Source organism: Paraburkholderia ultramafica (assembly GCF_902859915.1).
In the GTDB taxonomy this organism is placed as follows: Bacteria; Pseudomonadota; Gammaproteobacteria; order Burkholderiales; family Burkholderiaceae; genus Paraburkholderia; species Paraburkholderia ultramafica.
Window position 1 is genome coordinate 1 of sequence record NZ_CADIKK010000008.1, and the last position, 20,010, is coordinate 20,010.

Here is a 20,010-nt window from a genome sequence, read left to right on the forward strand (position 1 = left end):
CCTGGGTCGACGATGCGCGCAGGCAGTTCAAGGTGCAGATCGCCGAGGCGCATGTCACCGCGCTCAAGGACGACGGCCAGGTGGATCTGACGGCGTCGCTGCAGCCGGCGACCGCGAAATGAGCGCGTCGTCACGGGGTTTCGCATGAGTTACTGGATGCGGCGCCTGCGCGCCGCGCTGCCCTGGCTGGTGGTCGCGGCGTTGTCCGCCGCGGTTGTGATGCTCGCGTTGTTGCCGGCCGCGTGGATCACACCGCAGTTCGCGCGGCAAACGCATGGCCACGTCAATCTGGTTGACCCGGCCGGCTCGCTCTGGCACGGCTCGGCCACGCTGATGCTGGCCGCCGGCTCCGATATGAGCGCGGCGACGCTGCTGCCTGGACGGATCGAATGGCGCACGGCGTTCTGGCCGCTGTTCACCGGCCGTGTGCGCATGATCATGCGGCACAGCGAGGCGATGCCCGACCCGATCACGGTCGATGCCACGCCGCGCAGCGCGACTGTCACGCCCGGCACGATCGCCGTGCCGGCTTCGCTGCTAAGCGGGCTGGGCGCGCCCTTCAATACGCTCGATCTGCAGGGCAATGTGCAGCTCTCGTGGTCCGACTGGCGCAGCTTCAACCGGGAAGCGTTCGGACAACTGACCGTGACCCTGAACGACGTCAGTTCGCGGATTTCGCTGGTCAAGCCGCTCGGCTCGTACCGGGTGACGTTTCAGGCGCAGGGCGCGTCGTCCACGCTCGATCTGACGACCCTCAAGGGCCCGCTGATGCTGACCGGCAACGGCACGGTATCGGCCGCGTCGACGTCGTTTCAGGGCACGGCCAGCGCCGCGCCCGAGGCGCGCGACAATCTCGCGGGCTTGCTGAATCTGCTGGGCCGGCCAAGCGGACCGGATACGGTGACGTTGACGTTCGCGCACTAACGACGCGAAGGGCCGACGCGGTGGCGTAGGTCGGTATGCGTTGGTGCGATAAAGAAGAGGCATGGCCGCATTTCGCGGCCATGCCTCTTTAGCTTTGCGTCGACGAGTCGCGCGGCGCTTATTTGCTCTGAGTCTGCTGCGGGGCGCCGCCACCTTGCGCGACCGGCACCGCCGACGCTGCCGGCAGCGGCGCCGGCGCAGCCACGTCGCCCGTTTCGCGATTCATCTGCGACACGTCCCAGCCGCCGCCCAGCGCCTTCACGAGACCCACCGACGACACCATCCGTTGCCCCGCAATGCTCTCGAGCTTCTGCTCCGCGATGAACGCCGTGGTCTGCGCGGTCAGCACGTTGACGAAGCCGACCGTGCCCGCCTTGTATTCGTTCGTGACGATGGCGAGCGCCTGACGAGCCGATTCGACCGCTTGCCGTTGCACGACGATCTCCTGTTCGAGAATACGCTGCGACGCGAGGTTGTCCTCGACGTCCTGGAACGCGGTCAGCACCGTTTGGCGGTAAGCCGCGACGTCCGCGTCGTACGTGGCGCGGGCGGCTTCGGTCTGAGCTTTGCGCAGACCGGCGTCGAACAGCGTGCCCGCGAGTTGCGGGCCGAGTGTCCAGAAGCGCGACGGCAAGGTCAGCAATTGTGAGAACACCGAATTTTCGAAGCCACCGGTGGCCGACAGCGTCAGCGACGGGAAGAACGCGGCGATCGCCACGCCGATCTGCTCGTTCGCCGCCGCGGCCTTGCGTTCCGCCGACGCGATGTCCGGACGCCGTTCGAGCAGCGCGGACGGCATTTGCGCGGGCACGGCGGGCGGCGTGGCGGTGAGCGGCATCGGCGGCAGCGAGAAGACCGAGGCCGGCACGCCGATCAGCACGGCGATCGCGTGTTCGTCCTGGGCGCGCTGGATGCCGTTGTCGATCGCGGCCGCCTGCGCCGATTGCAACTGCGTTTGCGCCTGGATCACGTCCGAGCGCGCGGCGACACCCGCTGCGTACTGGTTTTGCGTGAGTTGCAGCGAACGTTGATAAGCCGCGACCGTGTCGTCGAGCAGTCTCTGGGTGGAGTCGAGTGCGCGCAGCAAGAAGTAGGTCTGCGCGAGCGTGGCCTGGGCGGAGAGCCGCGCGTTGGCCAGATCGGCAGCCGCGCCCTGCTGGCCGGCTTTCTGCGCGTTGACCGAGCGGGTGACCGAACCCCACAGATCCGGCTCCCAGCTTGCGTTGAGTTGCACGTTGAAACTGTTGCTGATGCCGGCACGGCTCGTCGCGGTGGTCGCGTTGCCGCCGGTCTGGCTGCCATTGCCGGAGCGCGTCGCGCCCGCCGAGGCGTCGATGGTCGGGAAATACGCGGCCCGCGCCTCGCCGACCAGCGCGCGCGCCTGCCGGTAGTTGGCGGCGAATTGGGCGATGGTCTGGTTCGCGGCGTTCAGCTTGTCTTCGAGCGCGTTGAGTTGCGGGTCTTCGTAAATGGTCCACCAGGCGCCGCGATCTTGCTGATCGGCCGGTTCGGCGACTTTCCAGCCAGGGGCGGCTTCCTTGAACGAGGCGGGGATCTCGGTGGCTGGCCGCTTGTAGTCGGGGCCGACGACGCAAGCGGCCAGCAGCGTGGCGAGAGCCGCTGTTACCGCGATGGTCAGGACGCGAGGCATCAGCGGCCGCGCGCGCGAGATTCGATCGGACTGCATGCAGTGAATTCCTTCTGGACGCCGCGATGCGGCCGATGCCGGACCCGTCGGCCGGGCGAGATCTTGGTCTGCCGGAATGTTAGCGTATGAGCCCGCTTGAGCGCGGGAAACTGAAAGGGTAATGCGAGGATGCGCGCAGGTGTGTTACTGAGGGTGTCGCGAAGGTTACGTGCTGTTACCGGGCGGGGTCGACGTCACACCGCGAGGCCGTTAAACGCGCGATTCCGTCGATGTAGTTTGCCGGGCCAGTTTGCCAGCCGCCGCCCGGCACGGTGCATCGCCGCGCGCCTGGCACGCGTCAGTTGAACTCGCTGCACTGGCCGCCGTCGCCGTGACGCTTTCTGTCTGGACCGGCGCAGCGGGCAGTTCCACGCCTGCCGCCTTGCCGCTCTTGCTGCCCTTGCCTCCCCGCCGATGCTCGACCCACGCCAATAGCGCAACGCCCACCGATCCGCCGGGCAGCACGAACAGCCCGGCGAACAACGCCAGTTTCCACCAGCGATGCGGCCCTTGGAAGCTATTCAACGCGGAATCGGTCAGGGAGCGGCTCAGGCCGCCAAGCGTGTTTTTGAGGTACAGCATGGGGGGAATCCTTTTCGCACATCGCTCGTGGCGTGCGGACAATCGGTCAGAACATGGTCTCGGGTGGCGCGGGTCGCGCGTAACTCGTTGCCTGAAATAATATTGACCATGCAATGAAATTTCAAGATACTTTGCCCCGCGGACAACGTCCGTGTTGTTTTTCTGCTTGCTCGCGGACGCGCAATGCGATTTGACTTCCCTGCTTAGGCAGCTAAACTCCGTTCTGCTTGTCGATGTCCCGGAAACACAATGACTGATGGCCCCTACAAAGCAGACGAGATTCAACTCACATCGAGTCTCGGCTACTACCTGACGAAAGCGCGGAATGTGCTGGTCGAGCGGACAGACCGCGCGGTCAAGCCGCTGGGGCTGACCGCGCAGCAGATCGGCGTAATCCTGATGTTGTCGTCGCGGCGCGCGAGCACGCCGTTCGAACTGTCGCGCGCGATGTCCTACGACAGCGGATCGATGACGCGCCTGCTCGATCGCCTTGAAAAGAAAGGCTTTGTGGTGCGCACGCGCAGTGACGCCGACCGCCGGATGGTGAAGCTGGAGTTGACGTCGCAAGGCCATCAAGCTGCGCGGCAATTGCCCAGTCTGGGCGCGGCAGTGCTGAACGAGCAATTGCGCGGCTTTTCCGCCGACGAGCATGCGACGCTGATTGACCTGCTCGGCCGCTTCATTGCGAACGGTCTGGACGGTGGAACCAGCGTGGGTTGCGGGTTGGGGCCGCAAGCGGGATCGCAGGGAGAATCACCCGAAGAGTCGCCACCGGAACACGGCGGCCAGTAACCAGGAGGCGCTTTCGAAAGCGCCATTGCTTTCAGATATCTGTCGGGGCAGAGGATGATCCGGCATGTAAGCACGCCGTTTGCTGGGCGTGATAAAGCTGCCGTGACAAGCTTTCCCGGCTGAGGAGAAGAACATATGGACGCCACGGCTCCTGCCGCTGCCTTGCCCGCCGCCGAACCCGCGCCGCTCAAAGGCGGTGCGCTGGCCCTGCTTACCGTCGGTCTCGCGCTCGGCACTTTCATGGAAGTGCTCGACACCTCGATTGCGAACGTCGCGGTGCCGACCATTTCCGGCAGTCTCGGCGTGGCGACCAGCCAGGGTACCTGGGTCATCTCGTCGTATTCGGTTGCTTCGGCGATCGCCGTGCCGCTGACAGGCTGGCTCGCGCGGCGCGTCGGCGAAGTGCGCCTGTTCACGCTGTCCGTGCTGCTCTTCACGCTAGCGTCGGCGCTGTGCGGCTTCGCGCACAACTTCGAATCGCTGATCGCATTCCGGCTCGTGCAAGGGCTGGTCTCCGGGCCGATGGTCCCGCTCTCGCAGACCATCCTGATGCGCTCCTATCCGACGGAGAAGCGCGGGCTCGCGCTGGGCCTCTGGGCGATGACCGTGATTTGCGCGCCGATCTTCGGACCCGTGATGGGCGGCTACATCACCGACAACTTCACGTGGCCGTGGATCTTCTATATCAACGTGCCGATCGGGCTGTTCTCGGCGGTGTGCGCGTACCTGCTGCTGCGTGGCCGTGAGACGAAGACCACCCGGCAACGCATCGATGCCGTCGGCCTCGCGCTGCTCGTGATCGGCGTGTCGTGTCTGCAGATGATGCTCGACCTCGGCAAGGACCGCGACTGGTTCAACTCGACGTTCATCGTGTCGCTGGCGGTGATCGCGGTGGTGTCGATCGCCTTCCTGCTGGTGTGGGAGATGACGGAGAAAGAGCCCGTCGTCGATCTCTCGCTGTTCAAGGACCGCAACTTCGCGCTCGGCGTGCTGATCATTTCGTTCGGGTTCATGGCCTTCTTCGGGTCGGTGGTGATCTTCCCGCTGTGGCTGCAAACCGTGATGGGCTACACCGCCGGGCTAGCCGGTCTGGCGACCGCGCCGGTCGGCCTGCTCGCGCTGTTCCTGTCGCCGCTGATCGGCAAGAACATGCACCGGCTGAACCTGCGCATGGTGGCGAGCTTTGCGTTCATCGTGTTCGCGTTCGTGTCGTTCTGGAACTCGACGTTTACGCTCGACGTGCCGTTCAACCACGTGATCTGGCCGCGCCTCGTGCAAGGTATCGGCGTGGCCTGTTTCTTCGTGCCGATGACCACCATCACGCTGTCGAGCGTGCCGGACGATCGGCTCGCCAGTGCATCCGGTTTGTCCAACTTCTTCCGCACGTTATCAGGGGCGATCGGCACGGCGATCAGCACGACGTTCTGGGAGAACGACACGATCTACCATCACGCGATGCTGACCGATTCGGTGAACGTGTATTCGTCGAACACCAATGCCTATACCAACGCGCTGGCGGGGATCGGCCTGTCCGGCGATGGCGTGACCGCACAGTTGAATCAGGTGGTCACCTCTCAAGCCTATATGATGGCTACCAACGATTTCTTCCGCATTTCTTGCGCAGCGTTTCTGGTCCTTGCGGTATTGGTCTGGATTACCAAGCCGCGCAAAGGTGCTGGGCCTTCGTTAGGGCATTGAGGTTGATCTCTGAGATCGATCGTTAGGCTGCGAGCGGAGACGCGTCGATGCAATCGCTTTGCATCTCCACGCGCGTCTCCGTCTGCTACTGCGTCATTGCTTCGCCGTTCGTTGCCGGGATCGATTGTCCCTGCGCAGCATCAGGATGCGTTGCCGTGGGCGCGGATTGCGATGGTTTCACGCCACTTTGCGGAGCGTTGGTTGGATTGCCTCGCACGTATTGCTTGAAGTCGGCGCCCGCCTGCCAAGGGTTCGGCTTGCAGCCCAGCGCGTCGTCGCAATGCGCGGCAAAGCCAATGGTCGCTGTGCCGTCGGGGTTCGCGGTGCGCGTGATCTGAAACGCCAGCGCGCGCTTGCCGCCATCCGGGCCGGCGGTCTGGATCAGCGTGTCGGTCGCGGCTTCAATCTTGTATGTCGAATGGCTCGACACCCATGTTTGCGCTCGTTGCCACCACACGTCGCATTCGGGCTTGTTCGAGCACGTCAACGGCGTTGTCGCGATCTGCATGACGTCCGGATCGACCTGCCCTTGCGTCGAACACCCCGTCGCGGCTAAACCTAAACACAGCGCCGCCAACAGACCTTTGTTCATCACGTTGATACCTCCTGTTCTGGAGCGTGTCATGTCAGTTTGGACCGCGGCGTCGGTGCGGTGTTTCATCTGGATCAGAGAATCGTCAGAACGCGCGGAGAATTTGCCGATCGTGTTCGCGGTTCAGCAACGCGCTACGTCGACGTTACCTGCGCATAAGAAAAAAGCGGCCACGCGGGCCGCTTTCTTCGTCACATCACTGTGCGCGCTGTTCAGACGCTAAAGCGATTCAACGTGTATGCGCGATAAGCCGCGACGAATGCGTCGAACGAGCCGACTTCTTCGCGTTCGAGTTTCGCCTGCTCAGCCAGCGACTGCGTGGCGAGTTCGGCGAACGCCTGAATCTGCGCGGCATCCAGCGGACGCGAACGGAAATACGCGGCGTGCGCGTCGCTTTGCTCGAGGCCGAACGCAAGGAAGCTCTGCTGCTTGTCGCGCATCGTTTGCAGCACGCGCGCCGACGGCGTCAGCGATACATCCGCGAGCTTCGCGCGTTGAACCGCCACCGCGCGCGCATGCTCATCGCTGCCCCGCAACGCGTCGAGTGCCGCTGCTGTCGCGTCGATCTTGCTCATCAGTTCATTGGCCCAGTCCAGCATCGCGACCGGCTGCCCGTCGCGCGTCAGTTCGAGGCTGGGCTTGCGGCCTTCCATCGTCACGCGACCAAAATTCTGATTCGCTTCGGCGCAGGCGTCCGGCGGCAGCAGCGCGCTGTCGTCGAGCGCGCAGACCAGCAGGTAGGCGTCGAGAAAGCGCGACGTCTCCAGCGAGATCCCGCTCGGCTCGAACGGATCGATATCCATGCAGCGCACTTCGACGTATTGCACGCCACGTGCGGCCAGCGCATGCAGCGGACGCTCGCCCGGATATGTGACGCGCTTTGGACGAATTGTCGAGTAGAACTCGTTTTCGATCTGCAGCACGTTGGTGTTGATCTGCACCCACTCGCCGTCGCGTTGCGTGCCGATCTGCTCATAGGCCGGATACGGTTGGCTCACGGCCTTCGCGAGCGCGTCGAGATAGCCCGGCAGCGTGTCGTAGTCGGCATGCAGCGCGGCTTGCGCCGTGGTGTTCGAATAGCCGAGGTCGCTCATGCGCAGGCTGGTCGCGTACGGACGGTACAGCGTGTCGGCGTCGAAGGTTTCCAGCGTGTGTTTGCGATCGCGGAGAAAACGGCGATCCAGCGCCGGCGACGCGCCGAACAGATACATCAGCAGCCAGTTCGTACGACGGAAATTTCGGATTAGTGCGAGGTAACGTTCCGACTGGAAATCGACGGCGTTCGCGGTGGATTGCTGGTCGGCATGCAGCCGCCGCCACACTTCTTCGTTCAGCGAATAGTTGTAGTGGATGCCTGCGATGCACTGCATCGTGCGGCCGTAGCGCAGCGCGAGCCCAATGCGGTACACGTACTTCAGTTTGCCGATGTTCGAGGTGCCGTAATGCGCGATCGGAATGCCGTCGTCGGTGTCGGGCAGCAGGCCGGGCATCGAGTTGTTCCACAGGATCTCGTCGCCGAGTTCCGCGTAGACAAAGCGATGCAGCGTGTCGAGCTTCTCGAGCGTGACCGCGACGTCGTGCTCAGCTGGCGTGATCAGTTCCAGCAGCGCTTCGGAATAGTCGGTGGTCAGCGACGGATGCGTGAGCGCCGAACCGAGCGCGCGCGGATGCGGGGTCAACGCGAGCTGGCCGTCGTGCGTGACGCGCAGGCTTTCCCTTTCGATGCCGCGCAGGCCGCGCGTCAGCGCGTCGCGCTGCGGCCCTGAAGTCAGCACGGACAGGCGGTGCAGGAACGCGTCGGTCGTGCGGGGAGGTGTCGTGTTTGGCATTGATGCGAGTCGGGCGTTGTCGGCCGCCATGTGCCGCCTCGCTGCTCGCGAGCAGCACTGCGCGGTTGACAACGTTCGGCGGGATTTTCAGTAGCGGGCACTTTAACATCTCGCCACGGCGGCTGCTTGAGGCCGCTTCGGCGGGCTATCCGAGCCGCCGATCCCGCCTGTTTTCAGGACGAATCCGTCTGCCATGCGGTGCGTCGCTCCGCCCCTCTACCCTCTACCCGTTACGCGGCTGGTACCCGATCCGCGTCTTCCCGACCCACGCGCGACCTCAGCCGCCGCGCGCGGCGCCAGCGCGGTCCGCCACCTCGTTCCACAGATGCATGGCCGCATACGCGCGCCAAGGCCGCCACGCGTCGGTGCGCGTGCGTTGCTGGGTGGGCCGCACGAGCGAGGGATCGCGCGCGCAGATCGACTGCATCAGCACGAGGTCCCATGCGGGCCACGCGTCGGCGTCGCGCCATGCACGCATCGCGACATACTCGACGGTCCAGGGGCCGATGCCGGGCAGCGCAAGCAACGCCGCGCGCAGGCTGGTTGCGTCGACGACGCTGCTGTCGAGCGGCACGTCGCCGGTCGCGACCGCATGCGCGAAGCCCTGCAACGCCGCTACGCGTTTGCCCGGCATGCCGATCTGCGCGAGGTCGACCGCGGCCAGCGCGGCGGGTGTCGGAAAGCGCCATGCGGTGTTCTCATGCGGATGCCCGTCGATGCGTTCGCCGGCGCGCTGCACCACCCGTCCGATGATGGTGGTCGCCGCCTTCACGCTGACCTGCTGGCCGACGATCGCGCGCACCACCAGCTCGAAGCCCGACCATGCACCCGGCACGCGCAGGCCGGGTGCGGCTTCGACGAGCGGTGCAAGCCACGGGTCCGCGGCGAGTTCGGCGCCGATCTTTTTCGGATCGGCGTGCACGTCGAACATCTTCGCAATCGGCACGGCGAGCGCGTCCGCGTGCCGGCTTACCGGTCCTTCGATACTCGCGACAATGCAGCGTTTGCGCGGGTGCGGGCGCACGCTTAGCGTGCCACTGGCGCCGGCCCAATCGATCGCGCGGCGGTACGCGCCGTCTTCCACCGCTTCGACGCCGGGCGTCGCGCGTCCGCCGAAAAAGCGCAGCAGGCGCGGCCAGTCGAAGGGTGGTTTGAACGGCAATTCGAGGGTTGCGACATCGTCAAGCGTGCTCACGCGGCATGGTCCAGTTTGGCAGCGGTTGCTGAGTTTGAGTCGGTGCCGGCAAAGGCCATTTTTTTGCGGGCGGGTTGGTCGAGCGAAGCATGGCCGGCATGCTGCGCCTCGTTATCGAGCAGTGCGGCCTTGCGCGGCAGCCCCCAGCGATATCCGGCCAATGCCCCGCCCTTTTGTACGACCCGATGGCAAGGAATCGCCAGCGCCACCGGATTCGTCGCGCAGGCGGTCGCCACCGCGCGCACCGCGCGCGGCGAGCCGACGGCTTCGGCGATCTGCGAATAGCTGCGCGTCTCGCCGTAGGGAATGCGCCGCAGCGCGTCCCACACGCGCTGCCGGAACGCGGTCGCGGCGATGTCCAGGGGCAGGTCGAAGTCCTGACGGGTGCCGCGCAGATAGGCGTCGATCTGTGCGATGAACGGGGCGAGTTGTTGGGAATCTTCCAACAGCTCCGCATTGGCAAACTCGCCGCGCAATTCGTCGATCAGCAAGGCGTCGTCGTCGCCGAAACCGATCTTGCAGATGCCTTTGTCCGTGGCCGCGACCAGCACGAAGCCAAGCGAGGTCGGCGCGCTGGCATAGCGCACGACCAGCCCCGCGCCCTTGCGGCGGTACGCGGACGGCGCCATGCCCAGTTCGGCCGGCGCACTGTCGTACATCCGCGAGGGCGAGCCGAAGCCGGCATCGAGCGTGGCGCGCGTGACGTCCGCCCCGCTCTGCAGCGCATCGCGCAATGCGGCACCCCGCTGCGCGGCCTGATATTGCCGCGGCGACACGCCGACGACGCGCTTGAACAGACGCTGAAGGTGAAACGGGCTCACGTGCACCGCGTCGCTCAATTGCGCGAGCGTGAGGCGCTGTTGCGGGTCGGCGTCCAGCGCGGCGCATGCACGGTTCACGATCTCCAGCTCGCGCGGCAGGCCGCCGGGCTGGCATCGCTTGCAATCGCGAAAGCCCGCGGCGCGCGCGGCGGCGGCGTCGGTGAAGAATGCGACGTTCTCGCGACGCGGCTGGCGCGATGCGCACGACGGGCGGCAGAACACGCCGGTCGTTTTGACCGCGTAGAAGAATGCGCCGTCGGCCCGCGGCTCGCGGCGCGTGACGGCGGCCCAGCGTTCGTCGTCGGAAGTCCAGTTGACGGTCTCTGGGGCGGTGCTGATGTCGTCAGGATCGGTATTGCGGTTCATGATGGGTCCCGATAGGCGGGCGATGTCGATGTTCACCAATTTAGGCCGTATGCCCACACCCTACGCCCCGGTTCTTGCTCTGTCATTGCGCTTGTTCGTAGGGGTGGAAACCGCCGCCAGGCAGTCGTTTTGCCACAAACTGCGACAATTTGGCCTGATATCGGGTTTTCCCTTAAAAAGTTATTGCGTCGCATCAACCCGATGTGTATATTAGTACCTGTCTCCTCCATGTCTCCTCCTGATATGGATTCAGCCCGCTCCACATAGAGCGGGCTTTTTTTCGCCTATCTATTCCTGATCCAGCCCTTTCTGGTGGTTTCACGGCCCGCACTCGCAGCGCCGCCTTTTCTCCTACACTGGCTAATCATCCGTTCTGCGAACCAGCCAAGGGGCGTTCGACATGAAAATCCACATTCGCGAAATTGATCACGTCGTCATCCGGGCGACAAACGTCGAGGCCATGGCGCGCTTTTATTGCGACGTGCTCGGGTGCAGCGTCGAAAAGGAGCAGCGCGATCTGGGCCTGACGCAATTGCGCGCGGGGCGCTCGCTGATCGACCTGTTGCAGGTCGGCGCGAAGCTCGACCATGCCGAAAACGGCGTGCCGGGCACGGGGCGGAACATGGATCACCTGTGTTTGCGCGTCGAATCGTTCGACGCCGACGCGCTCAAGACGCATCTGGCCGGGCACGGCGCGCGGCTGGGCGAACAGGCGTTGCGCTACGGCGCGGACGGTTTTGGGCAGTCGCTGTATCTGTTCGATCCGGAGGGCAATATGGTCGAGCTCAAGGGGCCGCCGGAAGCGGCGCGAGTCACTTCGCTTTAGACGCCAAGCGTTAGCGTCGAGCTAATCGCGAACTCTGCGTCAAGTAAGCGTCAAAAAAGCGTCAGGCGTTGGCGGGCGCTTTCAGCACCGTCCACTCGATTTTCACCGCATCGGCTTCGGCGCTGCCGAGCCAGGCTTCGCCGTCCTGCACCGTGCATTGCAGGCGCATCGTGCGTTCGGCGAGCGAGCCGAGCGCCGCCGCGACGTCTTCGCCGAGCGTCCACACCGTCACGTTGCGCATGCGTTCCACCTTGTTGCGCACGCCTTGCCACCAGATGTCCGACGTGCGGCCGCCGTAGGCGATCACGATCACTTCGTTCGAGCGGCCGCTCGCCTTGGCGATGCGCCGTTCGTCCGGCTGGCCGACCTCGATCCAGGTTTCGACCGCGCCGGTGAGATCCTTCTGCCACAGATCCGGTTCGTCCACATCCGACAAACCTTTGCAGAATTCGAGGCGTTCCTGCGCGAACAGCGCGAACGCCGCGACGCGGACCATCATCCGTTCGTCGGTTTCCGAGGGATGGCGGGCGATCGTCAGCGAATGGTCGGCGTAGTAGTGCCGGTCCATGTTGGCGATCTGCAGTTCCGCCTTGTAAATCGTCGATTTGAGAGCCATGCCGTTGCTAAACCAGGCGCTCGCTCCAGCGGAGCGAACAGAAAAAGAATCGTCGACGGCGCGTTGCCGTTTTCCGTGCTTGTTGTACATCGCATTTCTCCCGCGCCGTCAGCCGGCGGCTATGCCAACGGGAGACGCATTTATCGCGCCACTGCCGGCTCGAAAGCCGCGCCGTAGACCTCGCCGGCAGCTTCCCGCAAGGCGTCGAGCACCACGACGGCCGCCGGTGAAAGCAGATGCGACTGGCGCGTGATGATACCGAATGTATCCATCCGGCACGGCAAATCGATCGGGACGCGCTTCAGAACGCCGTACTGTTGGTATTGACGCGCCACATCGTCGGGTAAAACCGCCAACATGTCGCTTTGGAGCAGCAAGCTCGAAATCGCCAGAAAATTGTTGGTATTGACCACGTTTTGCGGTGGATTCAGCCCGATTTGCGAAAACATCAGATCGAAGCGATGGCGCAGCACGCTGCCCGGCGGATGCAAAACCCAGCTCGCATTGACGATCCCGCGCAGCGTCAAACCGGTTTCATTTTCGAGAGGATGGCCGGGCCGCGCGACCACGCAGAGCGGTTCGTCGGCGAGCGGCTCGTAGCGGACTTCGGCTTTGAGCTGGTTCTGCCGCTCCAGCACCCGGCCGATCATGATGTCGAGTTCGCCTTCGGCGAGCCGCGGCAGCATCACGTCGGAGGTTTCCACCTCTGCCCAGATCTGCAACTGTGGATAACGTTCCTTCACGCTGGCAATCGCACGCGGCACCATCGTCGCGGCGGCTGCGGCGATCACGCCGATGCGCACCTGGCCCGCGAGGCCCGAGCGCAACGCCGAGATTTCGTCGTGCGCGTGGCTCAGATTCGACAGCACCATGCGCGCATGCCGGATCATCACCTCCCCGTACAGCGTGGCGTGCATGCCGTGCGGCGTCCGGTCGAACAAGCTGACCTCCAGCATGTCCTCCAACTCTTTCAGCAGACGCGACGCGGCGGGCTGCGTCATGCCGAGCACGTCGGCGGCCCGCCGGACGTTGCCCTCCTCCTCCATCGCCGCGAGCAGCAGTAACTGGCGCGTCTTGAGCCGCGCACGGACGAACCAGTTCGAGTAGCTACGCGTCATCGCTTGTCTCCCAACCTTGTTTTTCGGTGAGCGGCCTGAAGCCGCGTTGCCGTGCGGTTTGGCCACTCAGGGCTCCATCATGCCATACCGAAACTGATATCGGGATGGCTTAAAAAGGGATTGGAAAGTTATTGGGGTGCCTCATACCATTCGTGGACTTTCCACGCTTCCCTTTGTGGCGCCCTTCCGTCGATGAACCGCGATCCGCTCGTCCCGCTCGTTGCCAGCCCGTTTCGCCATTACATCAATGGCGTCCGGCGGCGGCCGCAAGGCGTCCGCCTACGGCACGACCGACGCAGCCTTCTGGACGGCCGTGAAAACGGCCTACGTGGCGGGTTGATCGCGATGCGTGTCACGTGTTTCGCCGCGCACCGTGCCGCTCATCGCGCAGCAGCGCGATGCGCCGCGCCGCCCAACCTTCATTCGCGCCCCGGCTGACGCAGCCGCGCGTTGCCCCGCTGCAAACCAACGACATCAATGCAGCTTTTCAACCTCAGGAGACAGGCATGACCAGCAAGCTTCGCCGTTTGACCCTCACCGCGATGGCCGCCGCCGCCCTCGCCGCGCCGTTTGCCGCGCAACTGTCCGCGCATGCGGACCAGCCGCTCAAAGTCGGCTTCCTCGTGAAGATGCCGGAGCAGGCGTGGTTCATCAACGAACAGAAAGCCGCGACCGCACTCGGTCAGAAGGACGGCTTCTCGGTCGTCAACATCGGCACGCCGGACGGCGAAAAAGTGTTGGCCGCGATCGACAACCTCGGCGCACAAGGCGCCAAGGGCTTCGTGATCTGCGCACCCGACGTGCGGCTCGGACCGGCGATTCAGGCGCGTGCGAAGCGCTACAACATGAAGTTCGTCACCGTCGACGATCAACTGGTCGACTCCACCGGCAAGCCGCTGGCGAACGTGCCGCATCTGGGCATGTCGGCGTTCAAGATCGGCAATCAGGTCGGCCAGGCGATCACCGATGAAATGAAGCGCCGCGGCTGGAAGCCCGAAGAAGTCGGCGCGCTGCGCATCACGAACTACGAACTGCCGACCGCGAAACTGCGCACCGACGGCGCGACGCAATCGCTGTTGGCCGGCGGCTTCAAGAAGGAAAACATCTACGACGCGCCGCAAAAGACGACCGATGACGAAGGCGGTTTCAACGCGTCGTCGCCGGTGCTTGCGCAGCATCCGAACATCAAGAAGTGGGTGATCTTCGCGCTCAACGAGGAAAGCGTGCTGGGCGGCGTACGCGCGACCGAGCAGCTGCATATTCCGGCGGTGGATGTGATCGGCGTCGGCATCAACGGCGCGGGCGAAGCCTTTGCCGAATTCCAGAAGAAGGAACCGACCGGCTTCTACGGCACGATCGCCGTGAGCTCGACCAACCACGGCAAGGAGAGCACGGAGAACCTCATCGAGTGGATCAAGGACGGCAAGCAGCCACCGGCCGACACGCAAACCACCGGCAAGCTGATGGTGCGCAGCAACTGGCAGGACGTGCGTAAAGAACTCGGCATTTAAGCGCGATTCGAGTCCGCATGTTTTTGCGGGCCGCATCTCGCTCACGCGAGATCGGCCCGCGCAGTTGTCCACCCGTTTGAGGTTTTTCGATGACGTCCTTACCCACCGAGTCCCACAGCGACGCAGCGGCGCTGTCGGCGCAAGCGCCCTCGCCTGCATCCGCCGCCGCCGAGCCGTATCTGCAACTCGACGGCATCACCGTGCGCTTTCCCGGCGTGCTCGCGCTCGACCAGGTGTCGCTCAAAGTGTGGCGCGGCGAAGTGCATGGCTTGATGGGCGAAAACGGCGCCGGCAAATCGACGCTGCTGAAGGTGCTGTCCGGCGTGAACCAGCCCGCAGCGGGCACCCTGTCGCTTGGCGGCGTCGTCCAGCAGTTCACCACGACGAAGGCGGCCATCGCGGCGGGTGTCGCGATCATCTATCAGGAGCTGCATCTGGTGCCGGAGCTGACCGTGGCGGAAAACCTGATGCTCGGCGCCTTGCCCAATCGATTCGGTGTACTGGACGAAAAGTCACTGGTCGCGCGTGCCGTGCGTGAGCTGGAACGGCTCGGCGAGAAGATCGATCCGTCGCAGCAGGTGAAGAATCTGTCGATCGGCCAGCGGCAGATGATCGAGATCGGCAAGGCGCTGATGCGCGACGCGCGTGTGATTGCCTTTGACGAACCGACCAGTTCGCTGTCGTCGCGCGAGACCACGCAACTGTTCCGGATCATCCGCGCGTTGAAGGCTGAAGGCCGCGCGATCATCTACGTCACGCACCGGATGGACGAAGTGTACGAGCTGTGCGACCGCGTAACGGTGTTTCGCGACGGCCGCCGCATCGACACGTTCGAAGCCGGCGAAGGACTCGATCGCGATCGGCTGATCAGCTGCATGGTGGGCCGCTCGATCGCCGACGTGTACGGCTATCGTTCGCGCGAACTCGGCGATGTGCAGCTCGACGTCAAAGGCCTGATGGGATCCGGCTTGCGCGAACCGGCTTCGTTCGTGGCGCGCAAGGGCGAGATTGTCGGCTTCTTCGGGCTCGTCGGCGCAGGCCGTTCCGAGTTGATGAAGCTGATCTACGGCGCGGTCAAACCGGCCGCCGGCGAGATCACGCTAAAAGGCGAGCGCGTGCGCTTCGCGTCGCCGCGCGACGCCGTGCGCGCAGGCGTCGCGCTGTGTCCGGAAGATCGCAAGCAGGAAGGCATCGTCTCGATCGCGTCGGTATCGGACAACCTGAACATCAGTTGCCGCCGCCATTTCAGCCGCTTCCACGTGCTCAACGGCCGCAAGGAAGCGCAGACCGCCAAGGAGTTCATCGGCAAGCTCGCGATCAAGACGCGCAACGGCGAGACGCCGATCGGCACACTGTCCGGCGGCAATCAGCAGAAGGTGATTCTGTCGCGCTGGCTCGCCGAAGACATCGATGTGTTTCTGATGGATGAACCCACGCGCGGTATCGACGTCGGCGCGCGCAGCGAGATTTACGGACTGTTGTATGGGCTCGCCGAAGCGGGCCGCACGGTCATCGTCGTGTCGAGCGACCTGGCCGAAGTGATCGGCGTCGCGGATCGCGTGATCGTGATGAAGGAAGGCCGCATCGTCGGCGATCTGCCGAAGGCGCAGGCCACGCCCGATGCGCTGATCAAGCTCGCGCTGCCGCGCTGACGGCGCCCCACTCACTCGACTCGACCCAGGCAAGCCACTGAATCGCGCCATTGAAACGGAACAGACATGATGAACACACCTTCAACCGACTCCTCGACCCCAGCCGTCGCCTCCGCGGGCTTGAGCGCGCGCGCCGCGCGCAGCTGGGACCTGATCAACAAGTCCGGCATCGTGATGGTGTTCATCATTCTGTTCGCGGCCTTGTCGTTCACCGTTCCCGACTTTCTCAGCTCGCGCAATATCCAGGGCTTGCTGCTCTCCGTCACGCTGATCGGTTCGATCTCCGTGACGATGATGTTCGTTCTCGCGCTCGGTGAAGTGGATCTGTCGGTGGCATCGATCGTCGCGTTTGCCGGCGTGGTGGCGTCCACGCTGATCACCGCGACGCATAGCGTGCTGCTCGGCGTCGCGGCCGGCGTGCTCGCGGGTGGCGCGGTCGGCCTCTTCAACGGCGTGCTGGTGGCGCGCTACAAGATCAACTCGCTGATCGTCACGCTCGCGATGATGGAAGTCGTGCGCGGCCTCGCGTTCATCACGTCGAACGGCGACGCCGTGATGATCTCCGAAGAGCGTTTCTTCGACCTCGGCGGCGGCTCGTTCCTCGGCATTTCGTATCCGATCTGGAGCAACATCGTCGGCTTCGTGCTGTTCGGCTTCCTGCTGAAGAAAACCGTGTTCGGCAAGAACGTGCTGGCCGTCGGCGGCAACAGCGAGGCGGCCGTGCTGGCGGGCTTGCCGGTAACGCGGATCAAGATCACAGTGTTCGTATTGCAAGGACTCGTGACCGGCTTCGCGGGCGTGATGCTGGCGTCGCGCATGAGTCTCGGCGACCCGAAAACGTCGGTCGGGCTCGAACTCGGCGTGATTTCGGCGTGCGTGCTCGGCGGCGTCTCGCTGACGGGCGGAGTCGCGACGATTTCCGGCGTGCTGGTCGGCGTGCTGATCATGGGCTCGGTGCAGGACGCAATGAGCCTGATGAACGTGCCGACCTTCTACCAGTACCTGATTCGCGGCGGGATTCTGCTGCTGGCGGTGCTGTTCGATCAGTTCCGCCGCAGCAAGCGCGTGCACTGACGCAAGTCCTGCTTGATGGGTGTGCCCACAGGGAGATTTCATGGCCGATTCGAACCAGACCAAAAAGCCGCTGCGCAGTCAGGCGTGGTTCGGCCTCAAGGACCGCGACGGTTTTATCCATCGGTCGTGGATGAAAAACCAGGGCATTCCGCACGACGAATTCGACGGCCGGCCGGTGATCGGAATCTGCAATACGTGGTCCGAACTGACGCCGTGCAACGCGCACTTCCGCGAGCTGGCGGAGTACGTGAAAAAGGGCGTGCATGAAGCGGGCGGCTTGCCGCTCGAGTTTCCGGTGATGTCGCTCGGCGAGACCAATTTGCGGCCTACCGCGATGATGTTTCGCAACCTCGCGTCGATGGACGTCGAGGAATCGATTCGCGGCAATCCGATGGACGGCGTGATCCTGCTGGTCGGCTGCGACAAGACCACGCCCGCGCTGCTGATGGGCGCGGCCTCGTGCAATCTGCCGTCGCTCGCGGTGTCGGGCGGCCCGATGCTCAACGGCCGGTTTCGCGGCAAGCAGATCGGCTCGGGCACGGGAGTCTGGCAGATGTCGGAGGAGGTGCGCGCCGGTGCGATGACGCAGGAGGAATTCACCGAAGCCGAATCGTGCATGAACCGCTCGCGCGGTCACTGCATGACGATGGGCACGGCGTCGACGATGGCCTCGATGGTCGAATCGCTCGGCATGGGCCTGCCGCACAACGCGGCGATTCCCGCCGTCGATGCCCGCCGCCAGGTGCTCGCGCATCTCGCGGGCCGGCGCATCGTCGACATGGTCCGCGAGGATCTGACGATGGACAAAATCCTCACACGCCACGCGTTTGAAAACGCGATTCGCACGAATGCGGCGATCGGCGGTTCGACCAATGCGGTGGTGCATCTGATCGCGCTGGCCAAACGCATCGGCGTGGAATTGTCGCTGGAGGATTGGGAGCTCGGGTCGAACGTGCCGTGTCTCGTGAATCTGCAACCGTCAGGTGAATATCTGATGGAAGACTTTTATTACGCGGGCGGTTTGCCGGCGGTGTTGAAGCAGCTCGGCGAGCAGGGCCTGCTGCATCGCGATGCGCTGACCGTGAACGGCAAGACGATCTGGGACAACGTGCGCAACGCGCCGAATCACGACGAGAAGGTCATCACGACGTTCGCCGAACCGTTCAAGCCGAAGGCGGGCATTGCGGTTCTCAAGGGCAACCTCGCGCCGAATGGCGCGGTGATCAAGCCTTCCGCGGCCACGGAGGCCTTGCTCAAGCATCGCGGCCGCGCGGTCGTGTTCGAGAACATCGAGGAACTGCACGCGAAGATCGACGACGAGTCGCTCGACATCGACGAGCACTGCATCATGGTGCTCAAGGGCGCGGGGCCGAAGGGCTATCCGGGCTTTGCGGAAGTCGGCAACATGCCGCTGCCGAAAAAGGTGCTGCAAAAGGGCATCACGGACATGGTGCGGATTTCCGACGGCCGCATGAGCGGTACGGCCTATGGCGCGGTGGTGCTGCACGTGTCGCCCGAAGCGGCCGCGGGCGGCCCGCTCGCGTTCGTGCAAACCGGTGACGTGATCGAGCTGGACGTCGCGGCGCGCCGCCTGCATCTGGACGTGAGCGACGCCGAGCTCGCGCGCCGGCGCGCCGCGTGGCAGGCGCCGGAGCCGCCCAAACGCGGTTACTACAAGCTGTACGTCGAACACGTGCTGCAAGCGGATCAGGGCGCGGATCTCGACTTCCTGGTCGGATCGAGCGGCGCGCTGGTGCCGCGCGATTCGCATTGATCGACGTGTGACGGGGTAACGATTGTTCCTGCGCTTTGCGAGAAGGCGTACTGCCGATGCGGTTCGATAATCCGCATCGGCTTTTTTCTACCTGCTTCAAATTCAAAGTGCCGCGAGCGCGCGTGGATAATAAAAAACGGCTGGGCATTGCATGCCCAGCCGTTTTTTTAACTCACAGGTTCGCAGCCTCCGGCTTTTAATTTCCGGACGCTTTGCACGTGCAAAATCGCAATCCGGCGTGTCGCCGGATTGTCAGCGTTCAGCTTATTGCTTGATAAACCGGTCGTTCGCCCAAAGGCCTTGCGTATCGCTATTGCCGGAATTCACGAATTCGACATCGTGTCCGACCACGCGCACGACCCGGAAATTCGAGTTCTGCGGCGTCGACACGCATTGATATCCGGAGAAGAATTCCTGCATCTTTTGCTGCTCACCGGCTTGCGCGTGCTGGTCGGCGGCGTCGAGTTTATCCTTCGACAGGCAGCCGTACGCATTGGCCTTGAACTGGATGGTTTGCTGCGGCTTGATCACGACGTCTTGCGCCTGAACAGTCGCGGCAGCCAAACCCGCAATGGCGAAAACAAGGGCGATTCGCGATTTCATATTTTCCTCCGGTGCGGGTTAATACTCAGGTTAGCTATGTATTTAACTTTAACGTCGAACCCGCAACTCGCACTTTAGAAGAACGCAAGAGAACGACAAGCACATCTTGTGTGCGGTCGCAACAGCGGCGAATTGTCGCACCGGTCGTCGCAGTTGCTTAAACCTTGAACAGCGGCTTAAACAGGTGACGTTGAAACGGATAACTAAAAGACAAGCAGAGCACGCCGCTTTCACCAGTAAAGCCTTCCGGCACGTATTGGCGTAAACGCGCAGTGCCAATTAAGCATACTAATAAAAATGAACGCGCATTTTGTGCATTGCACACAAAGTCATTCGGCCGACTCAATCAG

17 protein-coding genes and 1 pseudogene are annotated in these 20,010 nt (G+C 63.8%); 9 read left to right on the top strand and 9 right to left on the bottom strand.

The genetic code is table 11. The features are described 5' to 3' along the window. Nucleotides 1-122, top strand: a pseudogene (locus tag HV744_RS37215) (type II secretion system protein M); the annotation flags it as partial. Between the two features lie 22 nt (nt 123-144). Next, entirely contained in the window at nt 145-924 is a 780-nt protein-coding gene (locus HV744_RS10265; RefSeq protein ID WP_175149403.1) for a type II secretion system protein N, read from the top strand. 118 nt (nt 925-1,042) lie between these two features. On the opposite strand, the gene HV744_RS10270 is transcribed toward HV744_RS10265, so the two are convergent. Together HV744_RS10270 and HV744_RS10275 are read right to left on the bottom strand one after the other, a co-directional pair. After that, complete coding sequence (locus tag HV744_RS10270; protein ID WP_175149404.1) at nt 1,043-2,611, bottom strand: efflux transporter outer membrane subunit; 1,569 nt, start codon at nt 2,609-2,611, stop codon at nt 1,043-1,045. Between the two features lie 210 nt (nt 2,612-2,821). Next, nucleotides 2,822-3,193 carry a hypothetical protein gene (locus HV744_RS10275; protein WP_175149405.1) on the bottom strand — a complete coding sequence of 124 codons (372 nt, stop codon included), beginning with the start codon at nt 3,191-3,193 and terminating at the stop codon, nt 2,822-2,824. A 249-nt stretch (nt 3,194-3,442) separates the two neighbouring features. Here HV744_RS10275 and HV744_RS10280 point away from each other — a divergent pair, with 249 nt between their 5' ends. Continuing rightward, nucleotides 3,443-3,985: a MarR family winged helix-turn-helix transcriptional regulator gene (locus HV744_RS10280; RefSeq protein WP_175149406.1), complete on the top strand. Its 543-nt coding sequence runs from the start codon at nt 3,443-3,445 to the stop codon at nt 3,983-3,985. A 135-nt stretch (nt 3,986-4,120) separates the two neighbouring features. Further along, on the top strand, nt 4,121-5,683 hold the full coding sequence (locus HV744_RS10285) for a DHA2 family efflux MFS transporter permease subunit (protein WP_175149407.1): 1,563 nt from the start codon (nt 4,121-4,123) through the stop codon (nt 5,681-5,683). Between the two features lie 85 nt (nt 5,684-5,768). Here HV744_RS10285 and HV744_RS10290 read toward each other — a convergent pair whose 3' ends face one another. The 4 genes from HV744_RS10290 to ada form a co-directional block, all read right to left on the bottom strand. After that, the gene (locus HV744_RS10290) at nt 5,769-6,275 is read right to left on the bottom strand and encodes a hypothetical protein (protein WP_175149568.1); all 507 of its coding nucleotides are present in this window, start codon (nt 6,273-6,275) and stop codon (nt 5,769-5,771) included. Between the two features lie 212 nt (nt 6,276-6,487). Further along, complete coding sequence (gene gshA / locus HV744_RS10295) at nt 6,488-8,104, bottom strand: glutamate--cysteine ligase (protein ID WP_175149408.1); 1,617 nt, start codon at nt 8,102-8,104, stop codon at nt 6,488-6,490. A 277-nt stretch (nt 8,105-8,381) separates the two neighbouring features. After that, nucleotides 8,382-9,299: a DNA-3-methyladenine glycosylase family protein gene (locus HV744_RS10300; RefSeq protein WP_175149409.1), complete on the bottom strand. Its 918-nt coding sequence runs from the start codon at nt 9,297-9,299 to the stop codon at nt 8,382-8,384. Next, a complete protein-coding gene (gene ada, locus HV744_RS10305; RefSeq protein WP_175149410.1) occupies nt 9,296-10,486 on the bottom strand; it encodes a bifunctional DNA-binding transcriptional regulator/O6-methylguanine-DNA methyltransferase Ada in 1,191 nt (396 codons plus the stop codon). Before ada ends, HV744_RS10300 begins: the two co-directional genes overlap by 4 nt. 400 nt (nt 10,487-10,886) lie before the next feature. On the opposite strand from ada, the gene HV744_RS10310 reads away from it, so the two are divergent. After that, nucleotides 10,887-11,312 carry a VOC family protein gene (locus tag HV744_RS10310; RefSeq protein ID WP_175149411.1) on the top strand — a complete coding sequence of 142 codons (426 nt, stop codon included), beginning with the start codon at nt 10,887-10,889 and terminating at the stop codon, nt 11,310-11,312. A gap of 61 nt (nt 11,313-11,373) precedes the next feature. Here the strand turns inward: HV744_RS10310 and HV744_RS10315 are convergent, their stop codons facing one another. After that, a complete protein-coding gene (locus HV744_RS10315) occupies nt 11,374-11,928 on the bottom strand; it encodes a YaeQ family protein (RefSeq protein WP_175149412.1) in 555 nt (184 codons plus the stop codon). Nucleotides 11,929-12,068: 140 nt separating this feature from the next. Continuing rightward, on the bottom strand, nt 12,069-13,046 hold the full coding sequence (locus tag HV744_RS10320) for a LysR family transcriptional regulator (RefSeq protein ID WP_175149413.1): 978 nt from the start codon (nt 13,044-13,046) through the stop codon (nt 12,069-12,071). A 506-nt stretch (nt 13,047-13,552) separates the two neighbouring features. Between HV744_RS10320 and HV744_RS10325 the strand changes: the two genes are divergently transcribed. From HV744_RS10325 to HV744_RS10340, 4 genes are all read left to right on the top strand, one after another. Continuing rightward, nucleotides 13,553-14,557, top strand: coding sequence for an arabinose ABC transporter substrate-binding protein (locus HV744_RS10325; protein WP_175149414.1), 1,005 nt, complete (start codon nt 13,553-13,555; stop codon nt 14,555-14,557). 89 nt (nt 14,558-14,646) lie between these two features. Beyond that, nucleotides 14,647-16,209: an L-arabinose ABC transporter ATP-binding protein AraG gene (gene araG / locus HV744_RS10330; protein ID WP_175149415.1), complete on the top strand. Its 1,563-nt coding sequence runs from the start codon at nt 14,647-14,649 to the stop codon at nt 16,207-16,209. A gap of 69 nt (nt 16,210-16,278) precedes the next feature. Beyond that, nucleotides 16,279-17,283, top strand: a complete 1,005-nt coding sequence (gene araH, locus HV744_RS10335; protein WP_175149569.1) for an L-arabinose ABC transporter permease AraH — start codon at nt 16,279-16,281, stop codon at nt 17,281-17,283. 40 nt (nt 17,284-17,323) lie between these two features. Then, the gene (locus HV744_RS10340; RefSeq protein WP_175149416.1) at nt 17,324-19,057 is read left to right on the top strand and encodes an IlvD/Edd family dehydratase; all 1,734 of its coding nucleotides are present in this window, start codon (nt 17,324-17,326) and stop codon (nt 19,055-19,057) included. A gap of 264 nt (nt 19,058-19,321) precedes the next feature. Here the strand turns inward: HV744_RS10340 and sap1 are convergent, their stop codons facing one another. Then, on the bottom strand, nt 19,322-19,660 hold the full coding sequence (sap1, locus tag HV744_RS10345) for a surface attachment protein Sap1 (RefSeq protein WP_175149417.1): 339 nt from the start codon (nt 19,658-19,660) through the stop codon (nt 19,322-19,324). Nucleotides 19,661-20,010 lie beyond the last annotated feature (350 nt).